Raw genomic sequence first — 22,775 nt, forward strand, 5'->3', positions numbered from 1 at the left:
GCACATAAAAATATTGAATGTGCCTCATATTCTAGTCTTTATAGTCTTGTTTCAAACTCAACTTGACTGATGTTCCTTTTGTTACCACTTCACCTTCTGCAACATCCTGGTCTATTACCATTCCAGTTCCATCAAATGTAGGTGTTATACCTAAACTTGTTAATAACTTTGTCGCATCATCCTTGGAATATCCTCTAACATCTGGCATTACAACATTATTATTATAAGTCGCATCCCCTGTTGTGTAAAGATTTATTTTTGCACCTTCTTTTACTGAATAACCTGGATATGGTTTTACAGAAACAACTGTATCTCCTGCTCCATCTATATTAAAATCTAATTTTGCATCCTTCAATGCCTTCTTAGCATCTTCTAATTTCATTCCTCTAATTTCTGGAATTACCACATCTCTAGTAATTTGATTTGAGTTTTCATCTGAGAATTTACTATTTAAATAATTAAAAATATCTGTAAATAATGGTTTTCCATATGGTACTGCTACTTGAGCTGCATAATATGCACCATTACTAGGTTCATCAACAGTTACCATAACAGTTACCTTAGGATCACTAACTGGCGCCATTCCAACAAAAGAAGAAATATACTTACCATCTTCATATCTTCCATTAATAACTTTTTGAGCTGTACCAGTTTTACCACCAATATGATAACCTTCTATAAATGTTCCAGTTCCTGATCCGCCTGTAATAACTCTTTCAAGATAACTTCTAAGTTCTGCAGTTTTCTCTGCACTCGCTACTGTGGAAGTCTTAGGCTTAAAAGTATCATCTACTATTTTAACATCATTTTCATCAGTATGAGTAACTTCTTTCATAACATGAGGTTCAATTAAAGTTCCTCCATTAGCAACAGCATTAAAGGCAGCCATATATTGAACTGAATTTACTGTATTGGTTTGTCCAAATGCTATTGTTGCAAGATCTGCATCCGAAACTTTATTAACTGGTTTAACTATCCCCTTTGCTTCACCAGGCAAGTCAATTCCACTTAATTTACCAAAACCAAATTTATCAATAGATGTACAAAGTTTCTCTTTACCAATCATTTGACCTAATTCAACAAATCCTACATTACATGAATTTTGAATAATTTCAGGGAAATTCTGCACTCCATGTCCACCTGGTTTCCAACACTTAGGGGTAATTCCGCCAACTGATATCGATCCATTGTCCACAAACTGTGTATCCTTATTAACAACATTTTCTTCTAATCCAGTAATCGCTGTAATTACTTTAAATATTGACCCTGGTTCAAAAGTATCATTTACCAATCTATTTCTCCACATTTTTTGTAATTTATCACTTTGATTTGCTCCATCAAATTTATCAGCACCATCATATGGATTATTAGGATCAAAATCCGGTTTATTAACCATAGCTAAAACTTCTCCAGTTTTTGGATCCATTACTAATATCGAAACTGCTTTAGCCTTATTATCTTCATAAGCCTGCTGTGCTATTTTCTCAGCAAAATTTTGGATATTTTCATCAATAGTAAGAGTAACATCTTTTCCATTTACAGGAGATGTAAATTGAGATATTGTATAAGGTAAATCTCTATTGTTTTTATCAAGTTCTGCAATCTTCATTCCAGGAACACCCGCTAAATAAGAATTATACTGTAATTCTACGCCAGTCAAACCCTTACCATCAATGTTGGTACTTCCAAGAACATGGGCTAAGAAATTATTATTAGGATAGTACCTTTTTGTATCTGGTGAAACTATAACTCCATGTATTTTTAACTCTTTTACTTTATCTGCTTGTTCTTTTTCTATTCTTCTAACAAGAGTTGCCGATCCTGCTGCTGCCCCACTAGGAAGTTTTGTATCTAACTTTTTTTGAACTTCTGCTACATCTAAATTTAAAGCTTTTGCAATTAAAGGAGCAATATCACTAGTACTTAATTTTGTTTGATCTGCTGAAATTGAAATCCCTATTCCTTTTAAATGTTCAATTTCATCCTTTGATAATTTTGTTAAATCGAAGTAAGCTCTTATTGAATTCAAATCAAAATCTACTCTATATACATTTGCAGATACAGCAAGTTCTTTTCCGTTCGTATCTAGAATTCTTCCCCTTATAGCATCTATCTTTACTTCACTTGTCCATTGTTCTTCTGCTCTTGCAGCATAATCTGCCCTTTTTACTATCATTATGTAAGATAGCCTAATGGTCAATATTGCAAAAACAAAAGTTAATGCGAATACTATAGCACTCATTCTTCTACGCATTTTCGCTCTATCTTTATTATTTTTCTTTTTCAATTTTTCCTCCCCCATCTACTTTCTTTTCCACGAAATATCTTAGGCTCAGATGGAGTTTTTTGCAAAAACATGTTCTCCACATGAGCCTTAGAAGAACTTCCTAAAATTATTAAGTTAGTTCACCACTTATTGGTACATTTAAAATTTTATTAAATTTTTTAATTTTGTTAACAAACTTTTATCTCCTGTATTACTAGTAGTTTCTTCATGTTCTAAACTTTCAAAATAATCTTTTGAAAAGTCAATTGTTACAGTTTGTTCTTTACTAGGAATATGCATAGATAATTTTGCTTTAGCTTTATCCTCAATATTATTTAATGATGAAAATTTTAATAATGTTACTTTTAATGCTTCATTTTCTTCCTGTGCTTGTTTAATTTGACTTTCTATTGTACTAGTTTGACTTTGCATTTTATATACGTTACTATCCCCAGCAATCGTTATGCACCCAAGAGTAAATATTGCTACAACTACAGTAAACATATATTTTCTATCATTTTGTCTTCTGTGTTTAGAAAGAATACTCTTTTTCCTATTTATCTTTTTTCTTTGTATTTGTTTCTGTTTTTCATCTGGCCTGCGTATTCCACTTTTTCTTTTTGGTTTTATTGCTGTATTACCTTTAATATAATCATATTCTCTTCCTACCATTTTATTCACATCCCTGCTCATTTATAACATAATAAAAATTATAATTTCTCAATTACCCTAACTTTGGCACTTCTACTTCTTGGATTTTCTTCTATTTCTTCCTTGCTTGGTGCTATCCCTTTTCTTGATATAAGCTTAACTATTGGCTTTTTCCCACATGCACATATTGGGAATTCCTTAGGACAAATACATGGATTATCTAGTTCTCTAAACTTAAGCTTTACAATTCTATCCTCTAAAGAATGGAATGTTATAATCGCCATTCTGCCACCCTTATTTAGTCTATTTACACCATCTTCTATAGTCTTATTTAATATTTTAAGTTCTGAATTTACTTCTATTCTAATAGCTTGAAAAGTTCTCTTTGCTGGATGCGGGCCTTCTCTTCTAGCCTTTGCTGGAATTGCTGCTTTAATTATATCAACTAATTCAAAAGTTGTTTCTATAGGCTTTTCAGCCCTTCTATTAACTATAAAATTAGCAATTCTTTTAGCAAACCTCTCTTCACCATAATCTTTTATTATCCTATATATATCTTCTTCAGTGTAATTATTTACAATATTGTAAGCTGAAAAATCATTATCTCTGTTCATTCTCATATCTAAAGGTGCATCTTGCATATAACTAAAGCCTCTCTCAGCTTCATCTAGTTGATAAGATGAAACTCCAAGATCCATTAAGATTCCATCAACTTTTTCAATTTCCAATTGATTTAAAATATTATCTATATTATAAAAATTACTATGAACATATTTTACATTATCAAACTCTTTTAATCTTTCCTTTGCAGCTTTTAGTGCATCTTTATCTTGATCTATCCCAATGAGCATTCCTTCTTTTGACAAATGCTTTAATATATGAGATGAATGACCAGCTCCGCCCAAGGTACAATCAACATAAATACCATCTTCTTTTATATTTAGTGCTTCTATGCACTCATTTAATAAAACCGAAACATGCTTAAATTCCATAATAAAACTCCTTATATTCCTAACTCATTCATTTTTTCTGTGATAGACTCAAAATCAATATCTGATTCATTGTATTTACTCCACTTTTCCTTGCTCCATATTTCTACTCTAGATAATACTCCAATACTTACTATGTCCTTTTCTATTCCTGCGTATTCCTTTAAATTTTGTGGAATTAATTCTCTATATTGCTTGTCTAATTCAATTTACAAGCTCCAGAAAAAAGAACGTTACAAAAGATCTAGCATTCTTGTTTGTCAAAGGCAAAGTTTTTTGATAGCTCTTACTTTTATGAACTTCATATATTCAAATTCTATTTTTACCACTCTATCTAAATATCTATTCTATAACAAACTAATTTTTCCTCCTTAAAAAGTTAATTTTTTAAGAAAAATATTCTTTTTTTATAAATTAATTTAATTTTTAACCTATTCTCTAAACCTACTAGTCTTAAAATCATAAAAAACATTGATAAAAGTTAATGCAACAAAAATTATTATTAACCATAAAGGACCTTCAAGAGGAGACTGTATAGATCCTGCTGAAGCTTCAAATAAAAAATAAAAATATATAATATAGTTACTTAATAGTCCTATATTTATCCACATATGTTTTCTATTTTTTTCTTTAAAAAACTTTCTTACTAAATAAAGTGTATATATACTTTTCCAAATAACTATCATTGTAATCAATATTACTATAACCAAATCCAAAGCAAGTCACCCCTAAATTTATTTATTTCTTTATTCTATAATATTTTTATATAATAAAAAAATTCTTTAAATTTAAAAACTATTTCTAAACCAAAAGATGAGCATATTACTTATAAAAAGTAATTGCTCATCTTTCAAATTCTACTATTAATTTATATTCAAAAATAATAAATCAATTAATATTTAATTTTTATATTATTTCACATTCTAATCTCTTAATGTGGCTCCTAGCTTATATTCTAGAGATCTTAGTATTTTATCATGTACTTTATTAACTTCTTTATCTGTTAGTGTCTTATTTTCATCTCTATAACAAATAGCATAAGCTATACTCTTTTTACCATCTGGTATTTGCTTTCCTTTATATATATCAAACAGCTCAATCTTCTCAACTAAATTTCCACCAGCTTTTTTAATTGTTTCTTCAATTTCCTGAACTAGAACCAAGTCTTCCACTAATAAAGCAATATCTCTTGTTACTGCTGGGAATTTAGGTAATGGCTTATATTTCTTATCTGTATTTGCATTTTCATATAATACATCTAAATCTAATTGAGCTACAAAACATGGTACATCAATTCCATAATTTTCGCATACATCTAAATGAGCTTCTCCTAAAGTACCTGCTACAGTTTTACCTATAGTTATCTTAGCTGTTTTACCTGGATGGTAACTTACATTTTCGCTTTCTCTTTCATATTTAGCATTAAATATTCCAAGACCTTCTACTACATTTTCAACTACACCTTTAATATCTAAGTAATCACATTCACCATACATACCTATAGTTAATATATTCTTTTCTGTTGGAAGTTTTGTACTATCTTCATTTGGGATATATACTTTACCCATTTCAAATAATCTAACATAAGTATTATTTCTAGAATAATTTCTTCCTAAGCATTCCATCATTGAAGGTAATGTTGATGTTCTCATCACACTATAATCTTCACCTAATGGATTTTTAATTTTAACCACATTTCTAAGTTCACTGTCTTCTGGTAAATTAATTTTATCAAATACCTTTGGAGACACAAACGAGTAACTGATAGATTGATTTAAACCACTACCTGTTGCAAGCAATACAACTCTTTCATCTAAAAGTCTCTTTCTATATTTAGGTTCTCTTCCAGTTGAAACACTAAATATTGTTGTTGGTATAACATCATAACCATATATTCTTGCTACTTCTTCAGCTATATCTTCTCTTATTGCAATATCAACTCTAAAAGTTGAAGCTGTTACAACTAAATTATCTCCATCTATTTCTGTAAATAAATCAACACTATCTAAGCATCTTTTCATTTCTTCTTTAGAAATATGTGTTCCTAAAAATTTATTAATCCACTTTGAATCAACAACAACAGTTGCAGCTTCCTTTTTCTTATTATAAATATCTATTGTGCCTTCCATAACTTCTCCAGCACCTAATTCACATATTAAACTGCAAGCTCTGTCAATTGCTGTTTGTGTTAAGTTTGGATCTATATCTTTTTCAAATCTGCTTGAAGCTTCACTTCTTAAGTTTAATTTTTTAGAATTCACTCTGATATTAGTTCCATCAAAATTTGCACATTCAAAAATAACTTCTGCTGTGTCTTCTTTTATTTCTGAATTTAATCCACCCATTATTCCTGCTAATCCAATGATTTTGTCACTATCTTTAATACAAAGCATAGAATCATCTAATTCTCTTTCCGCGTCATCTAATGTAGTGAATTTTTCATTATTTTTAGCTCTTTCGACTACTATTATATTAGTAGCAATTTCCCTCTTATCATATGCATGCATTGGCTGGCCAATTTCAAGCATAACAAAGTTTGTAATATCAACTATATTATTAATAGGTCTTATTCCTGCTTCAAGAAGTCTTTCTTGCATCCAACCTGGTGATGGTTGAACTTTAACATTCTTAACTCCTCTTGCCATATACCTATTACAAAGTTCATCTTTTATTTCAACTTTTAATTCATCATTTATCTTTTTAGAACAAGCTGTTTTATATTCTAAATTTGGCATTTTATAAGTTGTTCTAAATGCTGCTGCTGTTTCTCTTGCCATACCAATCATACTTAAACAATCTGGTCTGTTAGATGTTATTTCAAAATCTAAAATAGCTTTGTTTAATTTTAAAAGTTCTTTAATTTCTACTCCAAGTTTAGTATCAGTAGGCAATATCATCAACCCATGTACTGGTTCATCTCCAGCAATTCCAAGTTCTTCTTCTGAGCAGAACATACCATTTGATACTATCCCTCTAAGTTTTCCTTTTTTTATTTTAGTTCCATCAGCTAATGTTGATCCATGAAGTGCAACTGGCACTACATCTTGTTCCTTCATATTTGTTGCTGCAGTAACTATTTGTATTGTTTCACTTCCAATATCAACTTGACATATACTTAATTTATCTGCATCTGGATGTTTTTCTATCTTTGTAATTTTTCCTGTAACTACCTTATCTATTGTATCTCCTTGAATTATTAATTCTTCAAGCTGAGATCCAGTTAAAGTTAATTTATCTCCTAATTCCTTAGGACTTACATTTATTTCAACATAATCTTGTAACCAACTATATGGTACTTTCATATTTTCTCCTCCTTAAATTGCTCGTTAGTTGCTAACCTTGAGCTAACATATACATGTAAACTCATTTTATTAGACACTAATTTTTAATAATATTTTCCTTAATAATACAAATTAAAATTGATTCAAGAATCTCATATCACTTTCATATAATAATCTTATATCATCTATACCGTACTTTAACATTACCATTCTATCAACACCAAATCCAAAAGCAAATCCACTATATACTTCTGGATCAATTCCACAATTTCTAAGGACATTTGGATGAACCATTCCACAACCTAAAAGTTCTATCCATCCGCTACCTTTACATACTCTACATCCTTCTCCTCCGCAGACAAAGCAAGTTGCATCCATTTCAGCAGATGGTTCTGTAAATGGGAAATGATGTGGTCTAAACTTAGTTTGAACCTTATCACCAAACATCTTCTTAGCGAATAACTCCAAAGTTCCTTTTAGATCCGCAAAAGTAACTCCTTTATCAATAACTAAGCCTTCCATTTGATAAAATATAGGTGAATGTGTCGCATCTACAGAATCTGATCTATAAACTTTTCCTGGCGAAATCATTTTTATTGGTGGTTCTTGCTTTTCCATAGTTCTAACTTGAATTGGTGAAGTTTGAGTTCTTAATAAAATATTATCATTAATATATAGTGTATCTTGCTCACTTCTTGCTGGATGATCCTTAGGAATGTTTAACGCTTCAAAATTATAATGATCAAGCTCTATTTCTGGACCTTCTTCAATTGTAAATCCCATTGAAACAAAGATATCTTCCATAGTTTGTAATGTTAAATCCAAAGGATGTCTTTTACCTATAACTTTTTTTCTTCCTGGAAGCGAAATATCTATAGTTTCACCAGCAAGCTTTTCAGCCTTTTCTTTATCTTTAATTTTCTTTATAGCACTATCTAACTTTTCTTCAACTATAGCTTTAGTCTCATTTACCAACTTACCGACCAAAGGTCTTTCTTCTGGAGATAGTCCTCCCATACCTCTTAATATTGTAGTAAGTTCTCCTTTTTTTCCTAAGAACTTAACTCTGATATCTTCTAATTCACTACTTTTTATAGCAGTTTCAATTTGCTTTAATGCAAGTTCTTGTAGTTCTTTAAGTTTCTCTTTCATAATTTGATCTCCTTTCAACAAACTCATTTCTGAATTTGAATTATCTTTTTAAATGAACAATTTAAATCCTAAAAGAATTTAACAATATGTAACTCTGTTCATAAATCAGTTTTTTGCATAAAAAAAACGCCCCTATGAAAGGGACGAAAAAATCCGCGTTACCACCCTAATTGGAGCTTTATCAAAAGCTACCCAACTCAATTAATATTAACGACTTTATGCCGCTAGCTACTACTATAAATTTTCACAGCTAGAACTCCTGAGTGAACTTCGATATCAATTTGCTTAAAAAGGCTTACAGTCCATGACCTTTTCTCCCTGGAAACCACATGATATGTACTCTCTCATTCACAGTTTTTAATTATTCACTTAACAAACCTAATTATACAAATAAATAAAAATAAATTCAATAGTTTATTTTTATATTTAGCATATTTTAGTATTATTAGCCACATAAAACGAAATAACAATTCTAAAATGCAATTATTATTTTTTGAATGTATCTTACAATCTATCTTGTCTAACCTTTTCATATATTATAACAGATGTAGCTATCGCTACATTTAATGATTCTGCATTACCTGGCATTGGTATTTTAACTTTTGTATCTGCAAGTTCTAAAACTTCATCACTTACACCATTTCCTTCATTTCCAACAGTTAAAATAACTTTTCCTCTTAAATCTTCTTCAAAAAAATCTTTATTAGTATCAAGAGAAGTCACAACTAAGTTAAAACCCTGTTCCTTTAAATTTTTAACCAAAGATAAATTTTCATCATCATAATGAATTGGAATATAAAACAATGACCCCATAGTAGATCTAATTGTCTTTTCATTATATATATCTACAGTTCCCTTAGTTAAAATTATCCCCTGAACTCCTGCTGCATGTGCAGTTCTTATTACAGTACCTAAATTTCCCGGATCTTGAAGTTTATCACAAAGCAAATAAAAACATCCTTCTTCTCTGAGCGGTTTTAAATCCATGCTTATAACAGCAACTATTCCTTGAGGTTTTTCTGTTGAAATAAGTTCTTTAAATAAAACATCACTCATTTCGTATATCTTTATATCTTCGTTTATATAATCCGATAAATATTCTTCAAGTTTTTCACCTGCATCTTTTGTAATGATTAGACAATCTATCTCAATCTTCGCTTTAAACGCTTCTTTAACTAATCTAAAGCCCTCAATTATATATTTATTGCTTTTATTTCTATTTTTTCTTTCTTTAAGTTTTTTTGTTTCCTTAAATAAGTTATTTTCTTTACTTTCAATATAAATCAAAGTTCAACACCTCAAACCTGCTTAACTAATTTATAATTTTTTATAAAAATAAAATGCGGACAAGTCCGCATTTTATGTATTAAGCGTTTATTGATTTTTTAGCAACTTCTACTAATTCAGCAAATGCTTTAGGATCATTTATAGCTATTTCAGATAACATCTTTCTGTTGATGTCGATTCCAGCTAATTTGATTCCATTCATGAATTTTGAATATGAAAGATTGTTGATTCTTGTAGCAGCGTTAATTCTTGCGATCCAAACACTTCTGTAATCTCTCTTCTTATTCTTTCTTCCAACATAAGCATTTCTTAATGCTCTTATTACTGATTCGTTAGCTGTTTTAAATAACTTACTTTTTCCACCGTAGTATCCTTTTGCAAGTTTTAAAACTTTTTTATGATTTTTACGAGAATTCTTTGCTCTCTTTACTCTTGCCATTACTTAAACCTCCTGTACCACTCTATATTATAGGTATGGTAATAATTTCTTCATTACTTTTTCTTGTGTCTTTGATACGTATCCAGCTTTTCTAAGATTTCTCTTAGTCTTTGAGCTCTTCTTAGTTAAGATATGGCTCTTAAACGCTTTAGATCTTTTAAGCTTTCCTGTACCTGTCTTTCTAAATCTCTTTGCTGCACCTCTATGACTCTTCATTTTTGGCATGATAAAATCCTCCTCTCAAGTTATGCCTTTTTAGGCCCTAAAACCATTGTCATGTTTCTACCTTCTCTTTTAGCTCTTTTTTCTATAAGGCAAACATCTTCTAATTTAGCTGCAAAATTATCAAGAATTCTTTGGCCAATATGACCTAATTCCATTTCTCTACCTCTAAATCTAACAGTGATTTTAACTTTATCTCCATCTAATAGGAACTTTCTTGCATTTTTTGCTTTTATGTCAATATCATGTTCCTCAATAGTTAGACTAACTCTTACTTCTTTAATACTTACTATTTTTTGCTTTTTCTTAGCTTCTTTTTCTTTTTTAGATTGCTCATATACATACTTACCAAAGTCCATAATCTTACAAACTGGTGGTTTTGCATTAGGAGAAATCATAACTAAATCTAAGTCGCTTTCTTCTGCAAGTCTTCTTGCTTCATTTGATGAAATAACACCTAGTTGCTCTCCATCTTTTCCAACTACTCTAAGTTCTTTTTCTCTTATTTCTTCATTAATAGAATAATCTTTACTAATATTTTTCACCTCCGAAAAACTCTATACATAATAAAAAGACGGCCTTAAAGCCGTCTCATATTATCAATACTTAATGCATAGATATCCACATAACCCATACTAGTAGTATTCAACACTGCAGGGTGAGAAACGGCTGTTTCTTCTTAACAAAAGTTAGTATATCATCATTATGGATATATGTCAACATTTTTAGTCACATTTTTATTTAATTCACATTTAATATATTTAGAAACATATGTCACCCTATTTCCAAAGACATTTTCTATAGTATCCAAAAACTCTTTATTATTGCAATTTTCTTTATCATAAATCACTATATTTTTAGGTGCACTTGTTATAAGTCCACTTATCAATATATCCTCAATATTTATTTCTAAATTATTTTGTTCACCTGTAAGATCTCTCAAAAAATCTTTGTACAAATCTTTTCCTTCTTCATCTTTTACAATATAATTATTTCCTTCTTCTATTATTATATTAATTCTTTCTATTTTACACTCTTGTATGTCAACAAAATATTTTAAAAGCCTTACAAATTCTTTATATTCTTTTTCAACCATATATCCTTCTACTACTTTATCTATAATTTTCTCTATATCTTCTCTAAGTTTTCTCATTCTAAAAGTTATAAAACCATTAATATTAAGCTCTTGTTTTTCACTTATACATTCTCTAATTTTTTCTATAATAGAATTTATTCTATTTAAACAATATATTGAATCTTCACTTTTAACCATTTCTTCGCATTTTAACACTTTTACTATTTCATCTTCTACTTCTAATATTTCGCTTTGTTTTAAGAAAAAATAATTATCAGTTAAAAATTCAAGCATTTCTTTTTGTCTATAATTATCAATAACTATTCTATATAAAATATTACTAACATATAAGTTAATAATCTCTTTTATTTTTTCATCACAACAATTTTCTTCACACATAATCTTAATTATATGAGTTTTTCCTTCTATACTTTCAACTAATCCTATCAATATGTTTTTTTTCTTTAGTAATTCTCTTAGCTCTTGTAAGTCATGAGCAAAAGTCAAATCATCATTATAAGCTAATTTTAAAATAAGCATGGATTTCACTCCCTTCTTAATATTAGTATGTATGAAAATTTTATTGATATACGGATTTTATATTTTATTTTAATAAAACCATTTTAAAATAAAATAATTTACTTTTCTAAACTTTCAATTAAAAACTGTGTAATTGACATCCCAGAATTTTAGGTTCAAAATAAATACCAGTTATGATCTAAATCAAAATTTTATAATTCATATTTTAAAGGAGAAATTATTATGCATTGTTTTGTTGATTATAGAATTAGCTCAGAAGAATTAGATGCTCTTTTACAATTAAAATTGAATCCAATATTGGTTCCAAAATGCCCTAAAGTTTATGAAGCAATTGATGGTCATCCTGATATTCAACTAAATATTCTTAAAAATAATTCTAAAAATAAAATTATTATTCAAAAAGATATTCCAAATTGTTTTAAAAAGATTCTTGAAGCAAACTCCATAAATTATATTGTTTCAAAATCATCATTGTCCAATACATATCCTTATGACATTATTTTAAATTCATTAATATTAGATAACCATTTTATTCACAACTTGAAGTATACTGATGAAAATCTCCTTAAATCTCAAAGTTTAAAAGTACATATTAATGTTCCTCAAGGATATACAAAATGTTCTATACTACCAATAAGAGAAAATGCTTTAATAACAAGTGATAAAGGAATTTTTAATATTTTAAAAAATTATAATTTTGATATTCTTTTGCTTCCACCTGGAGATATATTGCTGCCAAGTTTAAACTATGGTTTTATAGGTGGTGTTGGCGGCATGATTTCTAATAACGAAATGGCTTTCTTTGGTAATCTAGATTATTATAAATGGGGAAATGAAATAAAAGATTTTCTATTTAAATACGATGTTGCTCCAGTTTATCTAAGAAATGGCAAGTTAATCGATAGAGGTAGCTTACTTATCCTTTAATCACACCCACTATATCATATGATTTCTATATTTTTATGTTACTTTTCCATAAAATTAATCTTTGAGTATATTTAGAGTTATGTGGTAACTTACCGAAAGAAAGGAAACTATTTTACTTGGTTGCTAGATAATTTTGCTATAGCAAACAAAACTCGGCTCACATACGTTCGCTCAATGTCGTCAACTTAGTAAAATAGTAATGAAAAAATTACTACAAATTTCGAATAGCGTATGCTATATTTCTTAAAAAATGGTATAATTAATAAACCTACTGGCAAAAGTAGAATTTTGGAAATATTTAGTTTTTACAAACTTATATGCAAGATTTCCTTTGAGAATGATGCTTTTTCCTTGGGTGCTTGTTTTTTCGCTCACAATTACGGTTTGGACGTATTTGTGAGCGTATTTTTTTAGCTTTTTCTAATATATGTTCTAATATTCTTTTTCCTGAAATAGGCTTTACCATCATAACTATTATCTTCTTCAAAACGTCACATAATATAAAATTTCTATTTGCTTGATATTCTGATTTTAAATTTTTATCTTTATTTTTATTTGCTATTGCAGCGTCGGCATCTTTCTTTATAAGTGCTGCAACCATAGATATATAAATAGATGCATAAAAATCTTGTTCAATTGCAATTGGCTTAGTTCCAGAAAATTCTTCTATTTCAATACTACTTTTAAGTTCTTTATATTTGCATTCAACTCCCCATCTAAGAAAATACAATTCTTTAAATTGATTAGGAGTAATAATTTCATCAAATATATTAGTTACTAATATTTCTGTGGTGTCAGCAGAAAGTTTTATTTTTATAACTCTTACTTTTTTCAATTCTCCTTTTGATTTATATTCAAAAATACAATCTTCAGAAGAAATAGATTGTATTATCTTAAATGAAGATGATATTCTCATTAAGAAAAATAAATTTCTATCGTTTAAATAATCAAACATATCATAAGAAGGATAGCCCCTATCAAAAATTACAATGCTATTATTGAGTAATTTTTCATTATTAAGTGTATTTATATGTTGTTTGGCCATTTCTCTTTCGCTAGTTCTAAATTTAGTTACAGACGCATCAATTATTATATCATTTAATACATCATATAAGGCTGACGCCGACGCAATAGCAGTTTGTACTTTATTTTGATTTTTACTTAATCCAAAATATTCACCACATTCAATTGTATCAGGAACTTGCAAAGAGGTTCCATCGACAGCAAGAACATTAAATCCATTCCACTTTTTTAAATTGTTTGTTGAGCTATAAAAAGAATCAACAAATAATCTGCATAATTCTTTAAATGCTTCAGGGGAAATATTTTGTCTTGCTTTAGAAAATGCTTGTTTTGATATACAAGGAAAATCTAAATATGTATGCTCTTCAATGAAATTACTTATTTCTGTAGCCATAGATTTTCGTAATGCGGAGCAAATAAAATGTACTGCATTAGAAAAAGATAATTTTCTTTTTCTTGAAAATGAATTACCTAAGCTATACGCTTCTTTAAACTCATTGGAAATAATTAATTTATTTGTTTTCTTTAAAATTTGGGATAATAATTTAATATTTTTCATAAAATCAAACCTCGCTATAAATTTAATATCTATAACGAGGCTTCATTTTTTCTAATTATTGTCAAGTGTTTTTTTTATTAATTTTATATATTTCTTTAAGTTGACGACATTGTACGTTCGCTGAGTAAGTTCAAGAAGGTAAATATAAGATTTATACTCTCACTTAACAACAGAAGTCGTTCCATTGGTGCATGCTCCCAAGACAAACTTGTGATAAGCAAGAATGGAACAACTCCTACCAAAGAAATGATTACAACGAAATTATCAACATAATACTACGTAAAATAATTTTCATTTTTTAGCATTAAATATATTTTAAAGTTAAATATAATTCGTAGTTTGTTTATTTATATGTCTAAATAAAATTAAGTACTTTTTTTCAAAAGAAATCATATACTAAACTATATAAACAACAGATCAAATATTCAGGGCACTATAGCCAAGTGGTAAGGCAGAGGTCTGCAAAACCTTTATTCCCCAGTTCAAATCTGGGTGGTGCCTCCAAAAAAAGTCAGCAGACTTGGGATTTCCCTTGCCTGCTGACTTTTATTTATATTTTATTATTTATTTTTTAGTATTTGACCAATGTCTTCATTAGTGAATTCATATTTTTTATTACAGAAATTACATACTATTTCTTCTGTTTTTCCATCATTATATATTTCTTGAAGATCATCTTTTCCAATTGAAATTAATGCTTTTTCCACTCTTTCTCTTGAGCAATCACATTTATATTCAGGCTTAATAGAATCCAAAACTTTCAAGTCCATTCCTTCGAATATATACTCTAATATTTGCTCTATTGTTTTTCCTTCGTTTATCATAGTAGTTATTGGTGGTATTTCTTGCAATCTATAAGTTATTACATCTGCAAGTAACTCATCAGCTCCTGGTAACATCTGTACTATAAATCCACCTGCTGCTTTTATTGATAAGTCTCTATCTACTAATACTCCAAGCGATACTGCTGATGGAGTTTGTTCTGATACTGTAAAATAATATGCAAAGTCTTCCGCAATTTCTCCTGTTTGTATCTTAACTTGACCTACGTAAGGGTCTTTTAATCCTAAATCTTTTATTACGTATAACATTCCATTCGTTCCAACAGCGCCACCTACATCTAATTTTCCTTTTTCATTAAGAGGTCTATCAATATATTGATTGCCTATAACTCCTTTAACTGTCCCATCACTATGAGCTGTTACAGTTATACCATTAATTTCTCCATTTCCATTTATTTTTAAAGTAGTTACTTCTTTGTTGCTCTTTAAAGTTGTTCCAATTAAAGTTCCTGCTGTTAGCATTCTTCCAAAAGCATCACTTGCAACTGGTGTACAATCATGTATTTTAGTTCCCTCATTTACTAAGTTAGTTGTTATTCCCGCAATTATCCTAACCATTCCATCTTTAGCTGTAGCTTTAATAATTTTATCTTCCATAATTTCATCTCCTAATTATAAATATTACTTGCTGACAATATAAAGTATTCTTTCACTATCCTCTTTTACTTTATCATCAGAATATCCTGAAAATTTTCCTATAAGATTAAAACTGCACGTTTTTAAAGCTTGTTCTATATATGTTTCATCATATGCTCTTTCAAAATGTTCTTCTTCAAATCGTTCATATAAATCATTTTTTTGCTTTACAAAAAAAGTCAAAAACATGCTTAATATATTATCTTCAAAAGAATTTTCCCAAGTATAAAAAATATCTTCCGAACTATATGTGTAGATATTATTTCCTAAAATATTAGACAATTTATAACATGAATTTATATCAAATATAAATAACCCTTCATCTTTTAAATGTTCATACACTTTTTCAAAATATCTAATTAAATCATCATCTTCTGTTATATAATTAGTTGAATCAAGAACAGAAGTTATAAGATTAAATTTTCGATTCAAAGTTAATTCGCACATATCTTGGCATATTACTCTTGCCTTAATTTTATTTTTTTTAAACTTATCAAAAGCTATATTTAACATATCATCAGACAAGTCCACTGCATATGTACTTTTAAAAAATTTAGCTACATTTATTGCAACATTACCTGTCCCACATGCTAAATCTAAATAATCGTCAAAATCTATATTATTTCGTCTGCATAATTCTATAATCTTATTTGCAACTTTATCATAATTAATATCCTCATATATTAATTCATCATATATATTTGCAAATTCACCGTATGCCATGTATTTTATCACGTCCTTAAATTAATATACTAAATCATCTAATATATTATATCTTAAATTTTAACTTAGTCAACGGTGTAATGTATATTATAGAAACAATTTCCAACCTATATGCATTATTCAGTGCTTTCTTTATTTTCATCTGTTCTTCCTAATATTTCGTTATTTGAAGGCATTTTTAGAATCTTTTTTCTTTTAGTCATAAGACCACCTATTCTTCCTGTCTCTTCTGCTGAAAGTCCTCCCCACCCTTCATTATTTACCTTATCACTTAATCCTAACTCTTCCGCAATTTCATATTTTAACTTTTCCCTCATTTTTTCTGCTTCTGTGAGTTCTTTATTTGCCTTAATTTTTGACTTTATAATTTTTTTTAATGGTGTACTACTCATTTTAACTCATCATCCCTCTTTAATTTTTTTCTTTATCTTATTATTTCCTACTAGTTGTTTTCCTATTCTTAAATAATAAATTTCTTGAAAATATGAGAACCATATTTTATTAAATCATTAATTATTTATACAATTATTCCTAAAATATGTTGTAATTTATATATATATTTTTTAAGTTGACAAGTTTTTTTTACTTATTTTCTTTATTGACTTGATATTTATCAAATATTTAACTATAGTAATTGTATGTATAAAAATTTTATAATTAATTTTAGGAGGGATTATTGTGTATAATATTGCAATAGTTGGGGCTACTGGAAATGTAGGAAGAAAGTTTTTACAAATCTTAGAGGAAAGAGATTTTCCAGTAAAAAATTTATATCTTTTCGCATCAAAAAAATCAGAAGGTAAAACTTTACCATTTAAAGGAAAGGATTACGTAGTTGAGGAAACTTGCGAAAAAAATATAAAGGATAAAAAAATAGATTATGCACTATTTTCAGCAGGCGGAGATGCTAGTAAAGTATTTGCTCCTATTTTCGCTAGATATGGGGCTGTTGTAATTGATAATAGCAGCGCTTGGAGAATGGATCCAGAGGTACCACTCGTAGTACCTGAAGTTAATCCAGATGACATTAAACTTCATAAAGGAATAATTGCTAATCCAAATTGTTCAACAATTCAAGCTATGCCTATTATGAAAGCTTTGAATGATAAATATGGAATTAAAAGAATCGTTTACTCTACTTATCAAGCAGTATCTGGAGCAGGTGTTCAAGGTATTAAAGATTTAGAAGATGGAATTAAAGGGGTAGCACCTAAAAAATTCCCTTATCCTATAGCAGGTAATGTCTTACCTCATATAGATGTATTTTTAGAAGATGGTTATACTAAAGAAGAAGAAAAAATGATTAAAGAAACTAGAAAAATACTTCACGAACCAAATTTAAGAGTAACTGCTACTACTGCAAGAGTTCCAGTATTAAATAGCCATAGTGAAAGCATTAATGTTGAACTTAATTCAGAATTTAAAATAGAAGATATATTTGAATTATTAAGAAACACTGAGGGTGTAACTGTATATGATGATACTAAGGAATTAAAATATCCAACTGCACTTGAAGTTTCAGGAAAAGATGATGTTTACGTTGGAAGAATCAGAAGAGATTTTAGCGTTGACAATGGTTTAAATCTATGGGTTGTTGGTGATAACATCAGAAAAGGAGCAGCTCTTAATGCTATTCAAATTGCAGAATTAATGATCAAAGACAACAAATAGGCATTGAAATACGATAATTTGTCAACTATAAATGTTGGCAAATTATTTTTAAAGTGCCTAAGAGATGTTCAAAATAATAACAAGTTAGAATGCTAATCTATTAGATGAATATACCACGCTGGTATATTCATCTAATAGTCCGCTATGAGGCAAATACACCAACCTGCCTGATACAAAATATACTCTGCATCTTTGACTTGTTATTTTCTTTTGCATCCAAAGTTCTACCAATTTTGAAATGGAGGAATTAAAATGTCAATATTCCAAGGTTCTGGTGTAGCTATAGTTACTCCTTTTACTGAAAATGGAGTTAACTTTGATAAGCTTAGAACTTTATTAGAATGGCACATTAAAGAAGGTACTGATGCTATTGTAATTTGTGGTACTACAGGTGAAGCCACAACAATGACAGATAAAGAAAAAAAAGATACAATTAAGTTTACAGTTGATGTAATCAACAAAAGAATTCCAGTAATTGCAGGTACTGGTTCAAACAATACTATGGCAGCTATTGAAATGAGTAAATATGCTGAAAGTGTTGGAGTGGATGGATTACTTGTAATCACTCCATACTATAACAAAACTACTCAAGAAGGTTTAGTAAAACATTTTAAAGCAATAAATGATGAAGTTAATACACCAATAGTGCTTTATAACGTTCCTAGTAGAACCGGAGTGAATATCGCTCCAAAGACTTTAGTTAAAATTGCACAATTAAGTAATGTTAAAGCAATAAAAGAAGCTAGCGGAAACATTAGCCAAGTCCTTCAAATGAAAGCATTATGTAAGGACACTATAGATATATACTCTGGTAATGATGACCAAGTAGTTTCTATAATGTCTCTTGGAGGAAAAGGTGTTATATCAGTCTTAGCTAATATAATTCCTAAAAAGGTTCATGAAATGGCTAAAAAATGTTTAGACAATAATTTTAAAGAGGCTTTAGACATTCAATTAAATACTCTGTCTTTAGCAAATACTTTATTTATTGAAACAAATCCGATTCCTGTTAAAACAGCTATGAATCTTATGGGCCTTGAAGTTGGTCCACTTAGACTTCCTCTTTGCGAAATGGAGCTAAGTGATAAAGAAATATTACAAGCTGTTTTAAACGATAATAAATTAATGTAAGGTGATAAAATGATTAAAATAGTATTAAATGGCTGCTCAGGTAAAATGGGTAAAATAATAACAGAATGCGCAACTAATTTTAAAGGTGTTGAAATTGTTGGTGGAATTGACAGATTCTCAGGGCAACATTCATATCCTGTTTATGCAACTCCTCAAGATTTAGATATTGATTATGATGTTTTATTAGATTTTTCTAGAGCAGATGCTCTTTCTGGTCTTTTAGAATTGACAGAGAAAACAAATAAACCTCTAGTAATTTGTTCAACTGGATTTTCTGATGAACAATTAGCATTAATAGACACTAAAAGTAAAACTCTTCCTTTATTTAGATCTGCTAATATGTCTCTTGGAATAAATTTAATAAATTCTCTTTTAAGGAAAGTAACTCCATTGCTTTATGGTAATTATGATATTGAAATTATAGAAAAACATCATAACCAAAAAGTGGACGCACCTAGTGGTACTGCAATATTACTTGCTGATACTATAAAGGATTCTATAAAAGATGAAACTAAATATGTATATGGAAGAGAAGGCTCATCTAAGAGAGAAGAGAATGAAATCGGTATACATGCAGTTAGAGGTGGTTCTATTGTAGGAGACCATGATGTTATCTTTGCTGGAACTGGTGAAGTAATAGAATTAACTCACAAAGCTATATCAAGAGAGGTTTTTGCAATCGGTGCTTTAAAAGCCTGCGAATACATGGCTACTGTAACAAATCCTGGTTTATACAATATGGATAATGTTATAGGAATTGAAAAATAGTGATATTTTAATTCTAAGTATTGGGGTATTTCAAAATAAATTTTAAATACAATATATTGATATTTTAAAATATAAAATAATCAACATATTGTACTAATCTTATATTTTGAGATACCCCCTTTTAAGTCACATTCAAAAAAATAACATATCAATTTGATAGTCAATTTCCCCTCATTCTGTGTCAACAAATTGCCCTAATAGACACTCTATGAGGGCAATTCACCTTCTTGTCTGATAAAAAATTCCCACGACAATAGAACTTGTTATTTATTTTCACTTGCCTAAAGTTTATCTATCTTCTTAATTCTGCTATTTTTATTATAGATATATTAGCACCAAATGCATTTACATTTCTTCCAGACTGATTAATTAATCTTAATAAATTAGGATTTCCTCTTTGTGCTACTATTATGGCATGAGATACCAATTCAGCCCTCTGCATAGCTCCTACTACAACTGTAGTCCCTGAACCAAGTACTGGATCATTATCTAATTCTAATATTAGGCCCAAAGTATGATTAGCTGTTGTAGCTTCTGTCGAATAAACTTCGCTTTCATATATTACAAAATATACACCGCCCTCTTCAAGTTTTATATTTCCTGTATTAGGTGTAAATGTCACTATACCTCCACAATTAAGGAGTATATCTGTAAATACTAATGAACCTCCATTTGGAATATTGGTTTGCTCTGGACTAAGATTAACAAGTCTTGCATATTCTAGGTTTGGATATCTATTGCATCTTTCTCGTCTGGATGATGTGTTCCTATTTCCGCATTGATCAAATTGATTAGGTGATGTGTTCCTATTTCCACATTGATCAACTTGATTATTTAATTGACCAAAATCATAACAATTAAACATAGATAGACCTCCTAATTATCATTTGTTTTAATAATATATATTATGTTTTAATTAACATAACTGTTACTGTAAAACAAAATTTTATAATACAAAAACAATTGAGATATTAATCACAATCAAAAAATAATAGACCCAATATACTAACATACTGGTCTATTATTCTTTATTGTGCTTTATGTAATCTATCTTTATAATTTATTATTTTTTTAATAAAATTATTTTATTCTTTAATATAAGAACAGCAATAATCTGATGCTTCATTTACTTTTAAACTGAACTTAGAATTTGCTGGTACAAAAAAAGTTTCTCCTTCTTTATATGTAACAAACCTATCTTCACCAGGTAATCTTACTTCTAATGAACCAGCTAAAATTTCCATTGCTTCCTTATCGCCTGTTGAAAATTCATAATTTCCTGGTAACATTATACCTAACGTTTTTCTTTCACCATTTTCAAAAATAACTGTCCTACTAGTAACTTTTCCATCAAAATATACATTTGCTTTTTTTACTATTGTCACATTTTTAAATTCTTTCATGATTACGCCCTCCTGTTTTTAGCATATATCAATTAGCAATTTTGAAAATTTGATTTCAAGAATTTTTCTAACCTATCAAATGCTTCTTTTAAAGTATCATCTGAATAACAATAAGATATTCTCATATATCCTTCTCCTAAATCCCCAAAAGCTGTTCCTGGTACACATGCTAATTTTCCTTCATTTAAAAGTTTCTCACAAAATTCTTCTGATGGCATATTGAATTTTTTAATTGAAGGAAATATATAAAATGCTCCCTTAGGCTCTGAAACTTCAATATTAAGCGCTCTTAATCTATCAATACAATAATTTTTTCTTCTTTCAAATGACTTTCTCATACTTTCAACATCATTCATTGATTTTCTCAATCCTATAAGAGCACCATATTGAGCTATTGAAGGAGCACAAGAAACACCATATTGATGAACTTTAATTATTTCTTTCATATATTTTTCTACACACGCTACATATCCAACTCTAAGTCCTGTCATTGAAAATATTTTAGAGAAACCACTTACATATATGACTTTATCTTTTATCTCTTTTGATTGAGCTATAGAATAATACTCATCAAAAATTATAGATGCATACATTTCGTCAGTTATTACTATAATATCTCTTTCCTTTATTAATTCAATTAATTCATCTCTCTGCACTTTTGATAGAATTGCTCCTGTAGGATTTGAAGGAAAAGATAATACTAAATATTTTATATCTTCTTTATCTAACTTTTCTTTAATTTCTTCTATATTTAATGTAAAATCATCATTCAACGAATAATTTACAACATCCGCCCCTATCATTATGGATATATTTTCATACGCTGGGTATGCTGGCCCTGGTATTAAAATCTTCTCCCCTTCATTCATTAAACCAAATAAAACTGCATATAACCCTTCGCTCCCACCTACTGTTATGCACACTTCATCTTTATTATAGTCTATATTAAAGCCTTTTAGATATATACATACTTCCTCTCTAAGCTCATCTATACCAGCATTAGATGTATAAGTCGTCTTTCCATCCTCTATAGCCTTAATCATAGCCTTAGCTATATCTGTCGGAATATTAAAATCCGGCTGTCCTATTGTTAATGAAATCGCCCCATCAACTTTTTTTACTTTTTCTGAAAATCTTCTTATACCTGAAATTTGTATTTTTTCTACTCTGCTATTCATATTTATTCTGCC

The 22,775-nt window shown here is 29.0% G+C and carries 22 protein-coding genes, 1 tRNA gene, 1 pseudogene and 1 other annotated feature; of the genes and pseudogenes, 5 read left to right on the forward strand and 19 right to left on the reverse strand.

Annotation, left to right across the window (positions count from 1 at the left end; genetic code table 11):
• Positions 1-31: 31 nt before the first annotated feature.
• From CLSA_RS13185 to ytxC, 12 genes and pseudogenes are all read right to left on the reverse strand, one after another.
• Positions 32-2,287, reverse strand: a complete 2,256-nt coding sequence (locus tag CLSA_RS13185) for a stage V sporulation protein D (protein ID WP_041716274.1) — start codon at positions 2,285-2,287, stop codon at positions 32-34.
• A 138-nt stretch (positions 2,288-2,425) separates the two neighbouring features.
• On the reverse strand, positions 2,426-2,938 hold the full coding sequence (locus CLSA_RS13190) for an FtsB/FtsL family cell division protein (protein WP_022746853.1): 513 nt from the start codon (positions 2,936-2,938) through the stop codon (positions 2,426-2,428).
• A 38-nt stretch (positions 2,939-2,976) separates the two neighbouring features.
• Positions 2,977-3,909 carry a 16S rRNA (cytosine(1402)-N(4))-methyltransferase RsmH gene (gene rsmH / locus CLSA_RS13195; RefSeq protein WP_022746854.1) on the reverse strand — a complete coding sequence of 311 codons (933 nt, stop codon included), beginning with the start codon at positions 3,907-3,909 and terminating at the stop codon, positions 2,977-2,979.
• An 11-nt stretch (positions 3,910-3,920) separates the two neighbouring features.
• Positions 3,921-4,182, reverse strand: a pseudogene (locus CLSA_RS22565) (division/cell wall cluster transcriptional repressor MraZ); the annotation flags it as partial.
• Positions 4,183-4,337: 155 nt separating this feature from the next.
• On the reverse strand, positions 4,338-4,622 hold the full coding sequence (locus CLSA_RS13200; protein WP_041716275.1) for a hypothetical protein: 285 nt from the start codon (positions 4,620-4,622) through the stop codon (positions 4,338-4,340).
• 207 nt (positions 4,623-4,829) lie between these two features.
• Positions 4,830-7,208, reverse strand: coding sequence for a phenylalanine--tRNA ligase subunit beta (pheT, locus tag CLSA_RS13205; protein ID WP_022746856.1), 2,379 nt, complete (start codon positions 7,206-7,208; stop codon positions 4,830-4,832).
• A gap of 111 nt (positions 7,209-7,319) precedes the next feature.
• The gene (pheS, locus tag CLSA_RS13210) at positions 7,320-8,339 is read right to left on the reverse strand and encodes a phenylalanine--tRNA ligase subunit alpha (RefSeq protein ID WP_022746857.1); all 1,020 of its coding nucleotides are present in this window, start codon (positions 8,337-8,339) and stop codon (positions 7,320-7,322) included.
• Positions 8,340-8,475: 136 nt separating this feature from the next.
• Positions 8,476-8,700 (reverse strand) — a binding site (T-box leader).
• 143 nt (positions 8,701-8,843) lie between these two features.
• Positions 8,844-9,626: a TrmH family RNA methyltransferase gene (locus tag CLSA_RS13215; RefSeq protein WP_022746858.1), complete on the reverse strand. Its 783-nt coding sequence runs from the start codon at positions 9,624-9,626 to the stop codon at positions 8,844-8,846.
• 79 nt (positions 9,627-9,705) lie between these two features.
• Positions 9,706-10,065, reverse strand: coding sequence for a 50S ribosomal protein L20 (rplT, locus tag CLSA_RS13220; RefSeq protein ID WP_022746859.1), 360 nt, complete (start codon positions 10,063-10,065; stop codon positions 9,706-9,708).
• A gap of 27 nt (positions 10,066-10,092) precedes the next feature.
• Entirely contained in the window at positions 10,093-10,290 is a 198-nt protein-coding gene (gene rpmI, locus CLSA_RS13225; protein WP_022746860.1) for a 50S ribosomal protein L35, read from the reverse strand.
• Positions 10,291-10,310: 20 nt separating this feature from the next.
• On the reverse strand, positions 10,311-10,832 hold the full coding sequence (infC, locus tag CLSA_RS13230) for a translation initiation factor IF-3 (RefSeq protein WP_022746861.1): 522 nt from the start codon (positions 10,830-10,832) through the stop codon (positions 10,311-10,313).
• 158 nt (positions 10,833-10,990) lie between these two features.
• On the reverse strand, positions 10,991-11,902 hold the full coding sequence (ytxC, locus tag CLSA_RS13235) for a putative sporulation protein YtxC (RefSeq protein ID WP_022746862.1): 912 nt from the start codon (positions 11,900-11,902) through the stop codon (positions 10,991-10,993).
• Between the two features lie 222 nt (positions 11,903-12,124).
• Here ytxC and CLSA_RS13240 point away from each other — a divergent pair, with 222 nt between their 5' ends.
• Positions 12,125-12,829: a DUF6873 family GME fold protein gene (locus CLSA_RS13240; protein WP_022746863.1), complete on the forward strand. Its 705-nt coding sequence runs from the start codon at positions 12,125-12,127 to the stop codon at positions 12,827-12,829.
• A 313-nt stretch (positions 12,830-13,142) separates the two neighbouring features.
• Here the strand turns inward: CLSA_RS13240 and CLSA_RS13245 are convergent, their stop codons facing one another.
• Positions 13,143-14,411, reverse strand: a complete 1,269-nt coding sequence (locus tag CLSA_RS13245; RefSeq protein ID WP_022744203.1) for an IS4 family transposase — start codon at positions 14,409-14,411, stop codon at positions 13,143-13,145.
• A gap of 429 nt (positions 14,412-14,840) precedes the next feature.
• Here CLSA_RS13245 and CLSA_RS13250 point away from each other — a divergent pair.
• Positions 14,841-14,915 (forward strand) — tRNA-Cys (locus tag CLSA_RS13250).
• Between the two features lie 56 nt (positions 14,916-14,971).
• Here CLSA_RS13250 and hslO read toward each other — a convergent pair.
• The 3 genes from hslO to CLSA_RS13265 all read right to left on the reverse strand — a co-directional run bounded on the left by hslO (position 14,972) and on the right by CLSA_RS13265 (position 17,004).
• Positions 14,972-15,850 carry an Hsp33 family molecular chaperone HslO gene (gene hslO, locus CLSA_RS13255; RefSeq protein WP_022746864.1) on the reverse strand — a complete coding sequence of 293 codons (879 nt, stop codon included), beginning with the start codon at positions 15,848-15,850 and terminating at the stop codon, positions 14,972-14,974.
• Positions 15,851-15,874: 24 nt separating this feature from the next.
• Complete coding sequence (locus CLSA_RS13260) at positions 15,875-16,612, reverse strand: class I SAM-dependent DNA methyltransferase (RefSeq protein WP_022746865.1); 738 nt, start codon at positions 16,610-16,612, stop codon at positions 15,875-15,877.
• Positions 16,613-16,728: 116 nt separating this feature from the next.
• Positions 16,729-17,004, reverse strand: a complete 276-nt coding sequence (locus CLSA_RS13265; protein ID WP_022746866.1) for an alpha/beta-type small acid-soluble spore protein — start codon at positions 17,002-17,004, stop codon at positions 16,729-16,731.
• Positions 17,005-17,290: 286 nt separating this feature from the next.
• Here CLSA_RS13265 and CLSA_RS13270 point away from each other — a divergent pair, with 286 nt between their 5' ends.
• From CLSA_RS13270 to dapB, 3 genes are all read left to right on the forward strand, one after another.
• Positions 17,291-18,283 carry an aspartate-semialdehyde dehydrogenase gene (locus CLSA_RS13270; protein ID WP_022746867.1) on the forward strand — a complete coding sequence of 331 codons (993 nt, stop codon included), beginning with the start codon at positions 17,291-17,293 and terminating at the stop codon, positions 18,281-18,283.
• 252 nt (positions 18,284-18,535) lie between these two features.
• Positions 18,536-19,414, forward strand: a complete 879-nt coding sequence (gene dapA, locus CLSA_RS13275; RefSeq protein ID WP_022746868.1) for a 4-hydroxy-tetrahydrodipicolinate synthase — start codon at positions 18,536-18,538, stop codon at positions 19,412-19,414.
• A gap of 9 nt (positions 19,415-19,423) precedes the next feature.
• Positions 19,424-20,182: a 4-hydroxy-tetrahydrodipicolinate reductase gene (gene dapB, locus CLSA_RS13280; RefSeq protein WP_022746869.1), complete on the forward strand. Its 759-nt coding sequence runs from the start codon at positions 19,424-19,426 to the stop codon at positions 20,180-20,182.
• A gap of 292 nt (positions 20,183-20,474) precedes the next feature.
• On the opposite strand, the gene CLSA_RS13285 is transcribed toward dapB, so the two are convergent.
• From CLSA_RS13285 to CLSA_RS13295, 3 genes are all read right to left on the reverse strand, one after another.
• Positions 20,475-21,047, reverse strand: a complete 573-nt coding sequence (locus CLSA_RS13285) for a hypothetical protein (RefSeq protein ID WP_022746870.1) — start codon at positions 21,045-21,047, stop codon at positions 20,475-20,477.
• Positions 21,048-21,267: 220 nt separating this feature from the next.
• A complete protein-coding gene (gene ppnP / locus CLSA_RS13290) occupies positions 21,268-21,585 on the reverse strand; it encodes a pyrimidine/purine nucleoside phosphorylase (protein ID WP_022746871.1) in 318 nt (105 codons plus the stop codon).
• Positions 21,586-21,617: 32 nt separating this feature from the next.
• Positions 21,618-22,763, reverse strand: coding sequence for a pyridoxal phosphate-dependent aminotransferase (locus CLSA_RS13295; protein ID WP_022746872.1), 1,146 nt, complete (start codon positions 22,761-22,763; stop codon positions 21,618-21,620).
• Positions 22,764-22,775: the final 12 nt, after the last annotated feature.

The organism is Clostridium saccharobutylicum DSM 13864 (assembly GCF_000473995.1).
Lineage (GTDB): Bacteria > Bacillota > Clostridia > Clostridiales > Clostridiaceae > Clostridium > Clostridium saccharobutylicum.

Excerpts from the sequence above, each read along its gene's own strand:
- CLSA_RS13190 (WP_022746853.1), bottom strand. The coding sequence starts at position 2,938 with ATGGTAGGAAGAGAATATGATTATATTAAAGGTAATACAGCAATAAAA.
- rsmH (WP_022746854.1), bottom strand. The coding sequence starts at position 3,909 with ATGGAATTTAAGCATGTTTCGGTTTTATTAAATGAGTGCATAGAAGCA.
- pheT (WP_022746856.1), bottom strand. The coding sequence starts at position 7,208 with ATGAAAGTACCATATAGTTGGTTACAAGATTATGTTGAAATAAATGTA.
- pheS (WP_022746857.1), bottom strand. The coding sequence starts at position 8,339 with ATGAAAGAGAAACTTAAAGAACTACAAGAACTTGCATTAAAGCAAATT.
- rplT (WP_022746859.1), bottom strand. The coding sequence starts at position 10,065 with ATGGCAAGAGTAAAGAGAGCAAAGAATTCTCGTAAAAATCATAAAAAA.
- rpmI (WP_022746860.1), bottom strand. The coding sequence starts at position 10,290 with ATGCCAAAAATGAAGAGTCATAGAGGTGCAGCAAAGAGATTTAGAAAG.
- ytxC (WP_022746862.1), bottom strand. The coding sequence starts at position 11,902 with ATGCTTATTTTAAAATTAGCTTATAATGATGATTTGACTTTTGCTCAT.
- CLSA_RS13240 (WP_022746863.1), top strand. The coding sequence starts at position 12,125 with ATGCATTGTTTTGTTGATTATAGAATTAGCTCAGAAGAATTAGATGCT.
- CLSA_RS13245 (WP_022744203.1), bottom strand. The coding sequence starts at position 14,411 with ATGAAAAATATTAAATTATTATCCCAAATTTTAAAGAAAACAAATAAA.
- hslO (WP_022746864.1), bottom strand. The coding sequence starts at position 15,850 with ATGGAAGATAAAATTATTAAAGCTACAGCTAAAGATGGAATGGTTAGG.
- CLSA_RS13260 (WP_022746865.1), bottom strand. The coding sequence starts at position 16,612 with ATGGCATACGGTGAATTTGCAAATATATATGATGAATTAATATATGAG.
- CLSA_RS13265 (WP_022746866.1), bottom strand. The coding sequence starts at position 17,004 with ATGAGTAGTACACCATTAAAAAAAATTATAAAGTCAAAAATTAAGGCA.
- dapA (WP_022746868.1), top strand. The coding sequence starts at position 18,536 with ATGTCAATATTCCAAGGTTCTGGTGTAGCTATAGTTACTCCTTTTACT.
- dapB (WP_022746869.1), top strand. The coding sequence starts at position 19,424 with ATGATTAAAATAGTATTAAATGGCTGCTCAGGTAAAATGGGTAAAATA.
- CLSA_RS13285 (WP_022746870.1), bottom strand. The coding sequence starts at position 21,047 with ATGTTTAATTGTTATGATTTTGGTCAATTAAATAATCAAGTTGATCAA.
- ppnP (WP_022746871.1), bottom strand. The coding sequence starts at position 21,585 with ATGAAAGAATTTAAAAATGTGACAATAGTAAAAAAAGCAAATGTATAT.
- CLSA_RS13295 (WP_022746872.1), bottom strand. The coding sequence starts at position 22,763 with ATGAATAGCAGAGTAGAAAAAATACAAATTTCAGGTATAAGAAGATTT.